The organism is Providencia sp. NPDC089933 (assembly GCF_049545585.1).
Taxonomy (GTDB): Bacteria; Pseudomonadota; Gammaproteobacteria; order Enterobacterales; family Enterobacteriaceae; genus Providencia; species Providencia huashanensis.
The window spans coordinates 422,113-436,375 of sequence record NZ_JBMWDT010000001.1; the positions used below are offsets into that span (position 1 = coordinate 422,113).

General features: G+C 39.7%; 13 protein-coding genes and 3 tRNA genes. 7 read left to right on the top strand and 9 right to left on the bottom strand.

Translation table 11 applies throughout. From position 1 onward, the window contains the following. Positions 1-40: 40 nt before the first annotated feature. From sufC to ACPEH5_RS02200, 5 genes are all read left to right on the top strand, one after another. A complete protein-coding gene (gene sufC / locus ACPEH5_RS02180; protein ID WP_042844040.1) occupies positions 41-787 on the top strand; it encodes a Fe-S cluster assembly ATPase SufC in 747 nt (248 codons plus the stop codon). Continuing rightward, a complete protein-coding gene (sufD, locus tag ACPEH5_RS02185; RefSeq protein ID WP_281110913.1) occupies positions 762-2,069 on the top strand; it encodes a Fe-S cluster assembly protein SufD in 1,308 nt (435 codons plus the stop codon). Before sufC ends, sufD begins: the two co-directional genes overlap by 26 nt. Positions 2,070-2,074: 5 nt before the next feature. Continuing rightward, positions 2,075-3,313, top strand: coding sequence for a cysteine desulfurase SufS (gene sufS, locus ACPEH5_RS02190; RefSeq protein WP_042844038.1), 1,239 nt, complete (start codon positions 2,075-2,077; stop codon positions 3,311-3,313). Positions 3,314-3,349: 36 nt separating this feature from the next. Beyond that, positions 3,350-3,766, top strand: a complete 417-nt coding sequence (gene sufE / locus ACPEH5_RS02195) for a cysteine desulfuration protein SufE (RefSeq protein ID WP_042844037.1) — start codon at positions 3,350-3,352, stop codon at positions 3,764-3,766. A gap of 237 nt (positions 3,767-4,003) precedes the next feature. After that, on the top strand, positions 4,004-5,071 hold the full coding sequence (locus ACPEH5_RS02200; protein ID WP_048607013.1) for a L,D-transpeptidase family protein: 1,068 nt from the start codon (positions 4,004-4,006) through the stop codon (positions 5,069-5,071). 94 nt (positions 5,072-5,165) lie between these two features. On the opposite strand, the gene ACPEH5_RS02205 is transcribed toward ACPEH5_RS02200, so the two are convergent. From ACPEH5_RS02205 to ACPEH5_RS02230, 6 genes are all read right to left on the bottom strand, one after another. Then, positions 5,166-5,402, bottom strand: a complete 237-nt coding sequence (locus tag ACPEH5_RS02205; protein WP_004263789.1) for a major outer membrane lipoprotein — start codon at positions 5,400-5,402, stop codon at positions 5,166-5,168. A 421-nt stretch (positions 5,403-5,823) separates the two neighbouring features. Continuing rightward, complete coding sequence (gene pykF / locus ACPEH5_RS02210) at positions 5,824-7,236, bottom strand: pyruvate kinase PykF (RefSeq protein WP_042844034.1); 1,413 nt, start codon at positions 7,234-7,236, stop codon at positions 5,824-5,826. 405 nt (positions 7,237-7,641) lie between these two features. Further along, a tRNA-Val gene (locus ACPEH5_RS02215) sits at positions 7,642-7,718 on the bottom strand. 32 nt (positions 7,719-7,750) lie between these two features. Continuing rightward, positions 7,751-7,827 (bottom strand) — tRNA-Val (locus ACPEH5_RS02220). A gap of 32 nt (positions 7,828-7,859) precedes the next feature. Next, a tRNA-Val gene (locus ACPEH5_RS02225) sits at positions 7,860-7,936 on the bottom strand. Between the two features lie 158 nt (positions 7,937-8,094). Next, positions 8,095-9,468: an MATE family efflux transporter gene (locus tag ACPEH5_RS02230; RefSeq protein WP_423727014.1), complete on the bottom strand. Its 1,374-nt coding sequence runs from the start codon at positions 9,466-9,468 to the stop codon at positions 8,095-8,097. A 283-nt stretch (positions 9,469-9,751) separates the two neighbouring features. Here ACPEH5_RS02230 and ACPEH5_RS02235 point away from each other — a divergent pair, with 283 nt between their 5' ends. After that, the gene (locus tag ACPEH5_RS02235) at positions 9,752-10,414 is read left to right on the top strand and encodes a riboflavin synthase (protein WP_042844031.1); all 663 of its coding nucleotides are present in this window, start codon (positions 9,752-9,754) and stop codon (positions 10,412-10,414) included. Between the two features lie 229 nt (positions 10,415-10,643). Here ACPEH5_RS02235 and ACPEH5_RS02240 read toward each other — a convergent pair whose 3' ends face one another. The 3 genes from ACPEH5_RS02240 to punC form a co-directional block, all read right to left on the bottom strand. Continuing rightward, positions 10,644-10,916: a putative quinol monooxygenase gene (locus ACPEH5_RS02240; protein ID WP_048607016.1), complete on the bottom strand. Its 273-nt coding sequence runs from the start codon at positions 10,914-10,916 to the stop codon at positions 10,644-10,646. 24 nt (positions 10,917-10,940) lie between these two features. Beyond that, the gene (locus ACPEH5_RS02245) at positions 10,941-11,699 is read right to left on the bottom strand and encodes a helix-turn-helix transcriptional regulator (protein WP_225832903.1); all 759 of its coding nucleotides are present in this window, start codon (positions 11,697-11,699) and stop codon (positions 10,941-10,943) included. Positions 11,700-12,007: 308 nt separating this feature from the next. Next, positions 12,008-13,231 carry a purine nucleoside transporter PunC gene (punC, locus tag ACPEH5_RS02250; protein ID WP_048607018.1) on the bottom strand — a complete coding sequence of 408 codons (1,224 nt, stop codon included), beginning with the start codon at positions 13,229-13,231 and terminating at the stop codon, positions 12,008-12,010. Between the two features lie 122 nt (positions 13,232-13,353). Here punC and punR point away from each other — a divergent pair, with 122 nt between their 5' ends. Beyond that, positions 13,354-14,259: a DNA-binding transcriptional activator PunR gene (punR, locus tag ACPEH5_RS02255; protein WP_042844028.1), complete on the top strand. Its 906-nt coding sequence runs from the start codon at positions 13,354-13,356 to the stop codon at positions 14,257-14,259. The last annotated feature ends 4 nt before the right edge of the window (positions 14,260-14,263 follow it).

Here is a 14,263-nt window from a genome sequence, read left to right on the forward strand (position 1 = left end):
TATGAGTTTATTTGCGCTTAAGCGCTAAAGGCATGTGAATATGTTAAGTGTTAAAAACTTACACGTGAGTGTAGAAGGGAATGAGATTTTAAAAGGGTTATCTCTGGAAGTAAAACCAGGGGAAGTCCACGCCATCATGGGGCCGAATGGTTCTGGTAAAAGTACATTGTCAGCCACTCTCGCAGGCCGTGAAGAATATGAAGTTGATAGTGGTGAAGTGACATTTAAAGGTAAAGACCTGTTTGAGCTAGACCCTGAAGAGCGTGCAGGTGAGGGCGTCTTTTTAGCCTTTCAATATCCCGTTGAAATTCCTGGTGTAAGTAATCAGTTTTTCCTACAAACTGCGGTGAATGCGGTAAGAGAATATCGTCAGCAAGAAGCTTTAGATCGCTTTGATTTCCAAGACTTTATCGAAGATAAAATCAAACTATTGGAAATGCCCGAAGACTTACTGGCGCGTTCAGTGAATGTAGGCTTCTCTGGTGGTGAGAAAAAACGTAATGATATCTTGCAAATGGCAGCACTTGAGCCGCAACTGTGTATCTTAGATGAAACGGATTCAGGCTTGGATATCGATGCGTTGAAAATTGTGGCAAATGGGGTTAACTCTCTGCGTTCGCCTGATCGCTCATTCATAATTGTGACTCACTATCAGCGTATTTTGGATTATGTGAAGCCAGATTTTGTCCATGTGCTTTATCAAGGGAAAATCATCAAATCGGGTGATTTCAGTTTAGCGAAAAAACTTGAGGAGCAAGGTTATGGCTGGCTTATTGACCAACAGTGAGAAAGCAGAGAAACGTGCTCAAGTTGCTGCGCTCAATGAGCGCGCAATGTCACGTTTTGCGACATTATATGAACAGCGTCATGGGGCGAACTCACAACATGCTAAAACCCATTGGGAAATGGCAAAGCATGTCGGTTTACCTACATTTCGTCATGAAGACTGGCATTACACGCCATTAAATAGTGTATTAGAAACGGAGTATCGTTTTAGTGAAGCAGATGTTGCTGCAGCGGAATGCGAAGCCTTAGCTCTACACATTGATGCATACCGCATTGTGTTAGTTGATGGTCGTTATAGTTCTGCGTTAAGTTCTATCGATATGGGGCCATTCCAAGTCGCTTTACTCGATAACCAAGATTTGCTGCCATCTCCAGTTAATAGTGAAATTTTTTTACATTTAACAGAAAGTTTAGCGGTGCAACCGTTGGTAATTTCTTTATCGGCGAATAAAATTGCTGAAAAACCACTTTATTTATTGAATATCTCTAGTGGTAATCAGGGTACACAAGCAACAAATCTTAGCCAATATCGTTACCACTTAAGTTTAGAAGCCAATAGTAAAGCACAGGTAATTGAACATTTTGTAAGCTTAAATGGTCAAGCTCACATGACGGGAAGTCGTTTAACCGTTGAAGTGGGTGATAATGCTGATTTTAGCCATTTCAAATTGAATGTAGAAAATGAACAAGCCCAGCATTTTGCGCACAATGATATTATTGTTGGGCGCGATAGCAGAGTAAAAAGCAGTAGTTTTTTACTCGGTGCCTCATTAACCCGTAACCATACTAGCGCACGTCTTGATGGGGAAAATAGCGATTTCGAACTTAATAGTTTGCTATTACCGAAGGGCAGTGAAATTGCAGATACTCGAACCTATCTTGAGCATAACAAAGGCTACTGTAACAGCCAGCAGTGGCATAAAGTCATTGCTATGGACAATAGCAATGCCGTGTTTAATGGTATGATTAAAGTTGCGCCAAATGCGTTGAAAACAGACGGTCAAATGACTAACAATACATTATTGTTAGGGGAAAAAGCAGAAATTGATACTAAGCCACAACTTGAAATTTATGCTGATGATGTAAAATGCGGTCACGGTGCAACAGTTGGTCGAATCGATGATGAGCAATTATTTTATCTGCGTTCAAGGGGAATCGATGGCAAAGCAGCAAAACATATGATTATTATCGCATTTGCTGCTGAATTAACAGAATCTATTGAATCGGAAGAATTAAAACACGCTGTGATGGCAAACATCCGCCAGCGCTTAGCGGAGGTTTAATACCTATGCTGTTCAATGTAGCTTCAGTAAGGCAGGACTTTCCTGCCTTATCTCAACTAATCAATAATCATCCTTTGGTGTATTTAGATACTGCTGCTAGTGCACAGAAACCGCTGCAAGTTATTGAGAAAGAAAGTGAGTTCACGTTGCATCACTATGCTGCGGTACACCGTGGAATTCATACTCTCAGTGCTAATGCAACCACGATGATGGAAGAAGTGCGCCAAAAAGCGGCTAATTTTATCCATGCTGCATCAAATGAAGAAATTGTCTTTGTGAAAGGCACCACGGAAGGCATTAATCTTGTTGCAAATAGCTTTGGCCGCAAGTATTTCCATGAAGGGGATAATATAGTTATCACGGAAATGGAACATCATGCGAATATTGTTCCTTGGTATATGTTGGCTGAAGAAATCGGTTTCGAGATCCGTGTTATTCCGATTTCTGATGATGGAAGGTTGCAGCTAGATTCACTCAATGAATTTATTGATGCTCGCACTCGTTTATTGAGTTTTGCGCATATTTCCAATGTATTAGGAACGGTTAACCCTGTACAAGATATCATCAAACAAGCAAGGGCTATTGCGGCTTCGAAAGGGAGTGAGATTGCCATTCTTGTTGATGGTGCGCAGGGTGCTATGCATCAGCAAGTTGATGTACAAGCCTTAGACTGTGATTTTTACGTTTTTTCCGGCCATAAATTATATGGGCCGACAGGGATTGGGGTACTTTACGGTAAAAAAGCGGTCCTTGATAATATGCCACCATGGGAAGGCGGTGGGGCGATGATCCGCCAAGTCAGCTTGACCAAAGGTATCACATTTGCTGATGCCCCATGGCGTTTTGAAGCAGGTACCCCGAATGTTAGTGCCATTATAGGTTTAGGGGCGGCATTTGATTATTTGAATGCACTAAATTTGGCGGATGTATTTGCTCATGAAGCTCAAGTGATGGCATACGCATCGGAAAAACTGCAAGAAATACCGTCAGTCACATTATATGGTAATGATAAACGGGAAGGGGTACTGGCATTTAATTTAGGGCAACACCATGCTTATGATGTCGGGTCTTTTCTTGATAGATATGGAATAGCGATACGTACAGGGCACCATTGTGCTTTACCATTAATGGAACACTATCATGTTCCTGCTATGTGCCGAGCTTCTGTGGGGATTTACACGACCAAAGAAGAAATCGATTCTTTATTCAGTGCGTTACAGCGAATTAAAAAATTGTTAGGCTAGCACATAAAACAGATTGTTTTGGTAAAGGAAATCAGTATGCCCGCATTACCCGATGAACATAAGTTATTACGTAACTTTTCCCGTTGTCAGGATTGGGAAGAACGCTATTTATATATGATTGAACTTGGTGGACGTTTACCTGACTTAACTGAAGCACAAAGAAGTGATAATAATTTGATTGCAGGTTGCCAAAGTCAGGTTTGGATTGACATGCAAAAGCAATCGGACGGGGCTATTATGTTTGCTGGTGACAGCGATGCAGCAATAGTTAAAGGGCTAGTGGCAATTGTCATTATTCTTTTTCAAGGCAAAACCGCGCAACAAATATTAGGGCTCGATGTTAAGTCTTTTTTTGAGCAATTAGCATTGGAGCAGCATTTAACCCCTTCACGTACACAAGGCTTAAATGCCATGATCCGCTCAATTTTAGCTCGTGCAGGTCAATTAGCATAATAATATCAGGGGAGTACAGTTTGCTCCCTTTCTCCTCGCCAATCTTTTTTCTTTTCTATGCTACTCTAAACTCATGTATTTAATTAAGTTATTATTATTAGACTAATTATTATGGATTAGCTCAGTGCTAATTATTAACTAAAATATTTATTTAGTATTAAAGATATGCAAGATAGTTGCTATTATGAGCAATAATCATTGCATTATTGTAAGAACACCATTTTCCTTGGAGTAGGTATGAAAAGAGTTTTGACGGCGGCAAGTTTGTTTGTCATGAGTGCCTTGTTGGCTCCGGCTCAGGCAAAAGAGTATCCATTACCTGACAGTAATACACGCCTAATCGGGGAAAACCTGACGTATGTTGTACCAAATGATGGGCGCCCGTTAGAAGCTATCGCCAGTGATTACCAAATAGGCTTATTGGGTATGTTAGAAGCAAACCCTGGGACAGACCCTTACCTTCCTGAAGCGGGCAAGGAACTGATCATCCCCGCACAAATGCTATTACCCGCTACACCAAGAACGGGGATTGTCATTAACCTCGCTGAGCTTCGTTTATATTATTACCCTGCGAATAGTGAAAATGTTATTGTTTACCCAATAGGTATTGGTCAATTGGGGCGTGACACGCCTGAAATGGTGACATCTGTCAGCCAATCAATTAAAGACCCTACATGGACACCAACAGCAAACATTCGTAAAAATTATGCCAAAGAGGGGATAACTTTGCCTGCGGTAGTTCCTGCGGGACCAGAAAATCCGATGGGGCTATATGCGTTACGGTTATCTTATGGTCGAGGTGAATATTTAATTCATGGTACTAATGCAGACTTTGGTATTGGCATGAGAGTTAGTTCGGGATGCATTCGCTTACGGCCTGATGATATTGAAGCATTATTCAAAACAGTACCAAAAGGAACACGGGTCCAAGTTATTGACCAACCGGTGAAATATTCTAAAGAAGCGGATGGAAGCTATTATATTGAAGTACATCAACCGTTATCTCGGACAAGCAGTGATGACCCACAAACGATGCCAATCAAATTGTCTGACGATTTCAAGCGTTTTTTAGAAAATGAAGGGGTTGACAAGGGCTTAGTAGAAAAAGAACTGGCAAGGCGTTCTGGTATGCCTGTGAGGGTCAATAATGATCAAGGTAATAGTATTCCTGATACTGAAAGCCAAACACAGCAAGGTTTAGTTCCTATTGAACCCTTTAGTATCTCACAACCTGAACCTATCTATGATGGTAAAGTTGGAGCATTGCTACCGGCTAAGTACCGCTCTTCTGCAATAACGCAATAATTTCAATAAAATAAGGGCCTATTTTCATAGGCCCTCATAAATGCTACTAGCTTCAAAGAAGCGTCTTTTCGACTAAATAACGACCAAATCGAACTTATTTTTTGTAAGTGCGAACTTGGTTGTCCAAGCGCTGGTTAGCGCGAGCTGCTTCTTCTTGAGCTGTCTGTACGTCAGAACGCAGAGACTGAACGTCGTTGCTCAGTTGATCAACTTTACCATTCAGAGTTTGTACGTCTGAAGAGAGTTTTTGCACTTCAGTGCTGTTAGAACAACCCGCTAGTAATGCTGAAGCTAATACGATAGAGCCCAGTACAATTTTAGTACGAATCATTATTTTACCCTCTAGATTGATTTATCTTGAAAATATAAAAAAGCAAGTCACCAAACAATAGAGCCAAGACTGTTATCTTAAAGCTTGCTATATCCCTTTAAAACAACCTAATGAAAATTAGGGTATGGCACTTACTTAGTCTTATGCTAGTACTAAATATAAAGTTTTGCTAGAAATACTTTAATATTAGTACTAGGAAAAAGAAGAAAAATTTAAATCAAGAACAATGATGGCGGTTATTTGACCAATTTAAGGGCTTTTTTTGATTTTACACTAATAATGATAAGAGAATATTTACTTGGGGGTACAAAATAAGTAAATAGTTACTTCAGGACAGCACAAAATGTTAACTTTAAATAAGAAGGCCGATGGTTAAATTAATTACCATCGGCCTTTTTGCATACAACTTATGAGAGTTTATTTAGAGCACATGAACAGATGAAGTATTGGTCGTACCGCTTTGTACTAATGCGCCGGATACCATAACAACAGCATCACCTGAAACCGCTAAACCACTTTCTAACGCTGCACGTTTACCTTCACGATAGAAGTCGTCAGTAGAAGTAAACCCACCAACAATCATCGGGATCACGCCTTTGACTAATAATAACTGACGAGCAGTTTCTTCGTTAGTTGTTAATGCAAGAATAGGTGCGGTTGGGAAATATTTACGAACCGATTTTGCTGATTTACCGCCGTATGTTGCAACAACAATCAGAGGAACATCTAATTTTTCAGACATTTCTACTGCGCCACGGCATACCGCTTCAGTAACACGTAAACGCTGGCTTGGTTTTTGGTTATCGATGCGAGTTTGCATCACACTATCAGTGCGCTCACAAATCGTTGCCATAATAGTGACAGCTTCTACAGGATATTTACCTTTTGCACTTTCACCTGATAGCATCACTGCATCGGTACCATCTAAAATCGCGTTTGCAACATCCCCTGCTTCTGCACGAGTCGGGCGCGGGTTTTTGATCATTGAGTCTAACATTTGGGTCGCAGTAATAACCACTTTACGTGCTGCAACACATTTCTCAATCATCATTTTTTGCGCGAAAATAACTTCTTCAACAGGGATCTCTACCCCTAAATCACCACGTGCAACCATGATGCCATCAGATGCTTCTAAAATTTCATCAAAATTATTTAGACCTTCTTGATTTTCAATTTTAGAGATAATTTGAATGTTTTCGCCGCCGTGTTTTTTCAGGTGAGCACGAATTTCTTCTACATCAGAACGTTTACGGATAAAAGAGGCAGCTACAAAATCCACACCTTGTTGGCAACCAAAAACTAAGTCTTCTTTATCTTTTTCGGCTAATGCGGGTAAGCCAATTGAAACGCCGGGTAGATTAACCCCTTTTTTCTCACCGAGGTCACCGTTATTTAAGACTTCGCAAATAACTTCAGTAGCAGTGATGCTAGTGACTTTCATGCCAATTAAGCCATCATCGACTAATACAGTATTACCTACTTCTAAATCAGAAGTTAACCCTGCATAAGTGACAGCAACTTTATCTTTATTGCCGATAACGGAAGTATCTGTCGTAAAAGTAAAGGTTTGACCGGCAACAAGAGAGACGTCGTTACCACCTTCTAATTTCATGGTACGAATTTCAGGACCTTTTGTGTCCAGCAGGATAGCTGCTTGTTTACCAGTTTTTGCGCACACAGAGCGAAGATTGTTGATACGTTGACCATGTTCTTCATAGTCACCGTGAGAGAAGTTGAGGCGCATAACGTTCATGCCAGCATCAAGGAGTTGGGTCAGTTTTTCTTCTGATTCGGTTTTTGGACCGATAGTACAAACAATTTTGGTTTTTTTCATGGCAGTCTATCTAAGGTTATAAAGGAAATCGGTATTGTCGCCGATGCTTAGTGCGCATGATAAAATGTGTTGCGCAACTCATTTATAAGAATAGGCGACAGTCTGGTGGTTAATTCATTTTACGCTAAAATTTATCTCATTTTGATTCTTATTATAGTGTAGATGACAAATTCAATTAAAGCTAACACACTGATTTATTGCTGTTGAAACCTTTCAGCCAGCATGAGTATTATAGACAACAAAAAACTGTGAGACAAATCAAATTTTCTTAAATTGAAAGAAGTCGTCACTCAGATCAAATACTCAGTAAATAGTTTGCGATTTATTTTGTTGCGCAACAAAGTAAGGGAAGATCGACAGACAATCAAGGAAAATATTAGAATCAATAGGAGGAGGTTAGCAAAATGGTGCGTCCGAGTAGACTCGAACTACCGACCCCCACCATGTCAAGGTGGTGCTCTAACCAACTGAGCTACGGACGCACTGAAAGAGTATGCTTTGAGTTAACTTGAAATGGTGCGTCCGAGTAGACTCGAACTACCGACCCCCACCATGTCAAGGTGGTGCTCTAACCAACTGAGCTACGGACGCATTGAAAATTAACAAGCGTTGTTCACTAGAAATGGTGCGTCCGAGTAGACTCGAACTACCGACCCCCACCATGTCAAGGTGGTGCTCTAACCAACTGAGCTACGGACGCATTAAAAAATTATCTAGCTGACAACGGGAACGAATATTAACGTTATGATGCGCATCTGGCAAGGGGAAAATGTATTTTTGCGATAGTTTGCTCGTATTTAAAACTATCTGATGCGAAATACATCTTCCCGTACAGTTAAAAGCTTAAAAAACCGTCAATTAGCGAGTCGAACGAACTAAAATAAACTCTTCAGATTGTTTATGAAGCCACATAATCCGTGTTGCCATACCAATGGCTGCTGCGCTTAAGCCAATTATAAAACCAATCCAAAACCCTTTAGGCCCCATGGCTGGAGCAACAATATCGGTTAAGGCTAAGATATAGCCTGCAGGTAATCCTAGTAGCCAGTAAGCAGTAAAAGTAATAAAGAAAATAGAACGTGTATCTTTATAACCCCGTAGGATACCAGCACCAATAACTTGTACGGAATCTGATAATTGATAAATTGCGGCATATAGCATCAAACTAGACGCTAAAGCCACAACTTCCGGGTTTTTGTTATACATCATCGCAATTGGCTCACGGAATACGATAGTTAAAATAGCAGTAATACAAGCCACCATTAAGCCAACCGCTAAGCTAGTGTAAGATGAAACTTTAGCGGCCTCGGTAGATTTTTGCCCTAAATTATAACCAACCCGGATTGTTGCAGCGATCCCTAATGATAATGGGAACATAAACATCACTGAGCTGAAATTAAGAGCAACTTGGTGACCGGCAACGGCTATGACACCTAACGGTGCAACTAATAGTGCAACAACAGCAAATAATGTGACTTCAAAGAACAGAGCTAAACCAATAGGAGTACCCAATACAATGATGCGCTTTAAAATTAATGGATTTGGCGATGTAAAAACTAGAGTAGGGCGAATATCACGCTGAGAATGCGCTCGTTTCACATACCATCTCATCATTATGCACATAGCCCAATACACTGTAGCTGTCGCAACACCACAACCGACACCACCTAGTGCAGGTGCTCCAAAGTGCCCATAAATAAAGATATAATTGATAGGAATATTCACCATCAAACCAAGAAAACCAATAACCATCCCCGGTTTCGTTTTCGATAAACCTTCACATTGGCTACGATAGACTTGATAAAATAGGTATCCTGGCGCTCCCCACATGATTGCATGTAAGAATCGCACTGATTTATCGGCTAATTCAGCATCAATGTGCGGCATGTTATGAATGATTAACTGGCTATTATAGAGCAAACACATAATGCCCAACGCTAAGAACAATGCAAGCCATAGACCTTGCTGAACCTGATCGCCAATTAAATTTCGGCGACCTGACCCATTCATTTGAGCGACAATAGGCGTCAATGCCATCAATAGCCCTTGCCCAAAAAGAATAGCGGGCAGCCAGATTGAAACCCCAACTGCAACTGCGGACATCTCTATTTCACTAATGCTTCCAGCCATAATAGTATCCACAAACCCCATTGCAGTTTGTGAAAATTGAGCTAAAACAATAGGAATACCGAGTGCCAGCAAGCTACGCGCTTCTGTAAAATATTTCTGCACGCATACACCTTCATAATAAAACGAGTAATAGGAAAAAAACTAGAAAAATAAATGATTTACTTAAAGTATAAGCTTTAATAAAAACCGCTCATTCTATCCCTTTTCTAGAGAGAATCCAATAATGATATAATTGAATGTAATAAAAAAGCATTTTTAAACCTAGGTGCTGGTTATATCGCTAGTTTGCCAGTGAATTGGTCTGTCGCTTATCACTCAAATAAGATAGATCTCTAAGAATTCTTATGTAAACTGAAGTCATTAATTCACTACACTGAGATTTATTATGTTTACAGGCATTGTCCAAGCTACAGCTCCTATTATAGAAATCACTGAAAGAGCTAATTTTCGTACTCATGTAATGAAATTTACCCCTGAATTATTAGTCGGCTTAGAAACAGGGGCATCTGTTGCACATAACGGCTGTTGCCTTACAGTGACAAAAATTGATGGTGAAAAGGTTAGCTTTGATCTCATTAAAGAAACATTACGTTTAACCAACCTTGGCGCACTAAAAGAAGGGGATGTGGTTAATATTGAACGTGCTGCTAAATACGGTGATGAAATTGGGGGGCATGTTGTTTCTGGTCATATTATGACAACTGCAGAAATCAGTAAAATTTTCACCTCAGAAGATAACCATCAAATTTGGTTGGCGATTCACGATAAATCATTGATGAAATATATTTTACATAAAGGGTTTGTTGCCATAGATGGTATCAGCTTAACTGTAGGTGATGTCATCAATAATCGTTTTTGTGTGCATTTGATCCCAGAGACTTTGGAGCGAACTACATTAGGTCAAAAACGTTTAGGGGACAAAGTGAATATTGAAATCGATCCTCAGACTCAGGCAATCGTTGATACGGTTGAACGTGTTTTGAACCAAAAAGAACAAGAAAAGTTTTTACAACAAACTAATGAAACAATAGAAGCTAATGAGCCTTAGTAAATATTACCTTTAAGGGGTCTTAAGCTGTTAGTTAGGTTTGATTACTTTATCTAATTAGGCTATAGCAGCGGTTTATGGTGCTATAGCCAAGGTCAATTACGAAGGGGGAATTAATTTATCGGGCGTGTTTAATAATCTAATTCTACAATTCCGCTAATTACAATAAGTTAAAATTAATAAAAGAGGGTGAAATTTTTATTAATGGCTAACCTTAAACGTCAACTAGTTATTTTTCACTGAAGTTGACTGAAAAACTAGCGTTATCACGCTCAATTGCATCGACTAGACGTTTGAAATGTGGACTATTTTTATGCATCTCTAGCGCTTGAGTATTTTCCCACTCTTCGAAAACAATGTAACCATTTTCTTTAGCCATAAGATCATATTGAATGCATCCTTTCTCTCGGCGACTTAATTTTGCTAAGTCACGAACGATTTCTCGCGTCAAATACCCATCTGATTTTTCCGTCGTAATTTGGGCATACACAACAATACTCATTCCTTTCTCCTTATGTATTAAGAACTATCTTAATGGGTACTTAGTTTTTGTATTGTAAAAAAGCGAATACTCTGATTTTAAAAATGCCGACGGGGTCATAGTAAAGTATCTTTTAAAATCGCGATAAAAGTGGGACTGATCATAATAGCCTGTTTCAAACCATCGGTATGTATCTTGTTCTACTACCATACTCTTCAAAACATGCTCTAAGCGGCAATTGATCTGATAACGTTTTGGGGTAATGCCATACTCTTTTAAAAACTCTTTTTGAATAACCCGTACATGTAATCCTGTTTCTTCAGCAAGTTCTGTTATTTTTTTTGTAGGGTTGCGATACAGCAATTCTAAAATGTCATCGATAAAATGAGGCTTTTTATTGGCTTTAGTTCGATTGAAGCAATCTAAAAGTTCTTTAAATGATGAGTTGGCTAAGGACTCAAACCAGCGATCTTGCCATATTTCACTCAGAGCCATAGGCCTATCAGTGTAATTAAACGTACTAAGGGGAAGTAAAAAGCGCAGTGCATCATGGCGTATACGCAACACCATTACTTTTGAATGGTTAGGATTAGCCGTGAATGTATTGACTCTAGGAATAATTAATTGGAAAGAGTCTGTTGTTGAATGTTTTTCTGTTGACATGCAAAAAGAATCTGATGAAACCCAAATTTCAGCACCAGTTCCTGGAAAAATTTTAATTGTTCCTGAAAATTCTTTAATGATCAAAATTGAACTAACAAAGGATTTTAATTCATCTGGTGGATAATACTGTTTCAACATCATTCTTGAGCACTCATTATTTGATATGGCAATGATAACGCTTTCTAACAAGAAAATTAACTATAGAAAATCTATATCTTAGTAGATAAAAAAATAAAATCCCTCTATTTTAGTGAAATACGCTTTAAATATTAGAAATATATGAAGTAGATACAGTTTTTAGTCTTTGAGTATCTAAATAACAGATAAGATTATTTGTCATGAATAACTGAATATTCGCGGTGGGAAGTTGGGAGTATTTTTATTGGTTAATAAACGAAAACCATGCCGCTAAGCTTGCGGCATGGTTTAAAGTGAATCATATGTTGTTATCAATCGGCTTGGCAATCGGCATGTTTTAGCGCTTTTTCACTATTGCTGGAACAACGTTGCATAAAATAACCAATCGTCATTGGAATGATGGTTGCAGCCATTACCCCCGTTGTTGCCAGAAGTGGGTCGAAAGTAAGAGCAGAAACGAGCAAGCTGGCTAAAAAACATAACCCTAATTGCAAGGCATTTTGTAATGCCGCCGCTTTACCACTTGCACTCGGGAATGCATTTAATGCTTTCGAAACAGCGATTGGATAGGAGGCCCCATTCATCGCCGCCATAAAGCAAAATGGGATCAAAATCATAGTTAGTGACGGAGTACTGTAGATAGCTATAATGAATAAGATTGCCATGCTTACTGCATAACCCGTCAATAATAGAGGGAATAAAGTTTCAGCGCGAACTTTTGCTAATACAATACGACAGCCATAGCCACCAACAATGAAAGCTAAGGTTTGAGGGATATAACTTAAGCCTATATCTGCTGGGTTAAACCCCATATTCCGCAAAATAAATGGCGAGCCCGTTAACCAAGCGAAAAAGCCAGCACTACAAGAGGCATAAACAAGTACATTACCACTAAAAATAGGTGAACTTAACAAGTTAGCAAAAGAGACTTTAGTTTTGGGTTGTTTTTCATCCGTGATGTTTTTGACAGAAACATTCTTCAAAAATAACGTTGGTAATAAAAGTAATATACCTACGGCCATGAGGATCAGAAAAATGGCTTCCCAAGTTTGGTGTTCTAAAACCCAAGCACCTAATAAAGGCGCCAAAGCAGGGGATAAAGCGACTAATGGCATAATAGAAGCAAAAACTTTTTGCGTGCTTGCTTCATCATAGCGGTCAATAACGAGAGCTTGCCATAAAACGGCCGCAGAACAGACACCGACAGCTTGTAGAAAACGCAAAGTTAAGAGTTGTGTCGCAGTTTCAACCCAAAAAATAGCTAGGCTGCTTAAAATGAAAATAGCCAACCCAACGATAAGCACAGGTTTACGACCAAGTTTGTCTGATAATGGTCCCCATAGAAGCTGAGCAAAAGCAAAACCAGCTAAAAATATACTGAGAGAAGCGCTGATAGCCCCTTCTGTGGTATGCAGTGAGTTTTGCATTGCCCCAAAAGCAGGTAGATACATATCAATCGCTAAAAACCCCAGCATGCTTAACCCTGCAAGGTAAATCATAAACCCAGGGGAATTTTTTTTCACAGTATTCGTCATAATTATTACTTATTTGATATTTAAAAAAATGTTAACAGTAGTTCTATTGTATAGGCTATTTTTTTATGTTGTGAAACGGTAATATTTGGATCTTGCTATCAAAATTTTTGAAAGGAGATGTTATGTGGTCAGCTCATGCGCTCGAAGTCATTGATGCAGTGGCTCGTACGGGAAGTTTTAGTGGTGCTGCCGATGAGTTGCACCGTGTTCCATCTGCGATTAGCTATACGGTAAAACAAATTGAGGAATGGCTTGCTGTCCCTTTATTTGAACGTCGCCATCGTGATGTAGTTCTTACCGAGGCTGGGGCAATATTTATTAAACAAAGTCGTTCTGTTATCAAAAAAATGACAGATACCAGACATCAATGCCAACAAGTCGCAAATGGTTGGCGTGGTCAATTTAGTATCGCAGTTGACTGCATTGTCAAACCGCAGCGCACAGAACAACTCATTCTAGATTTCTATCGTCATTTTCCTGATATTGAACTGTATATTCACCCTGAAGTGTTTAATGGTGTTTGGGATGCTTTAGCTGATGGTCGTGTTGATGTGGCGATTGGCGCAACACGTGCTTCCCCCATTGGTGAAAGATATAGTTTTCGTGATATGGGTTTCATGTCTTGGATGTGTGTTGCGAGCCCTGAGCACCCATTAGCCAAAATAGAAGGTAAGTTGGTGGATGAACAAATGCGTGAATACCCCAGTTTATGCTTAGAAGATACCTCCCGTAATTTACCCAAAAGAGACACATGGGCCCTTGATAACCAGCGGCGTCTTGTTGTGCCTTATTGGGAAAATGGTTTGGCATGTTTAGTCAATGGGCTATGTGTGGGCATGGTGCCCGAACACCGTGCAACCCCTTTATGCGAGGAAGGGAAGTTAGTGGAATTGGCATTAGTACAACCATTTCCACCAAGCCCTTGCTGCCTAACTTGGGTTGAAAAAAACACATCTCCAGCGTTAAGTTGGTTATTAGATTACCTCGGTGATACTGAAACACTTAACGCGGAATGGCTTTCAACTTAGGTTG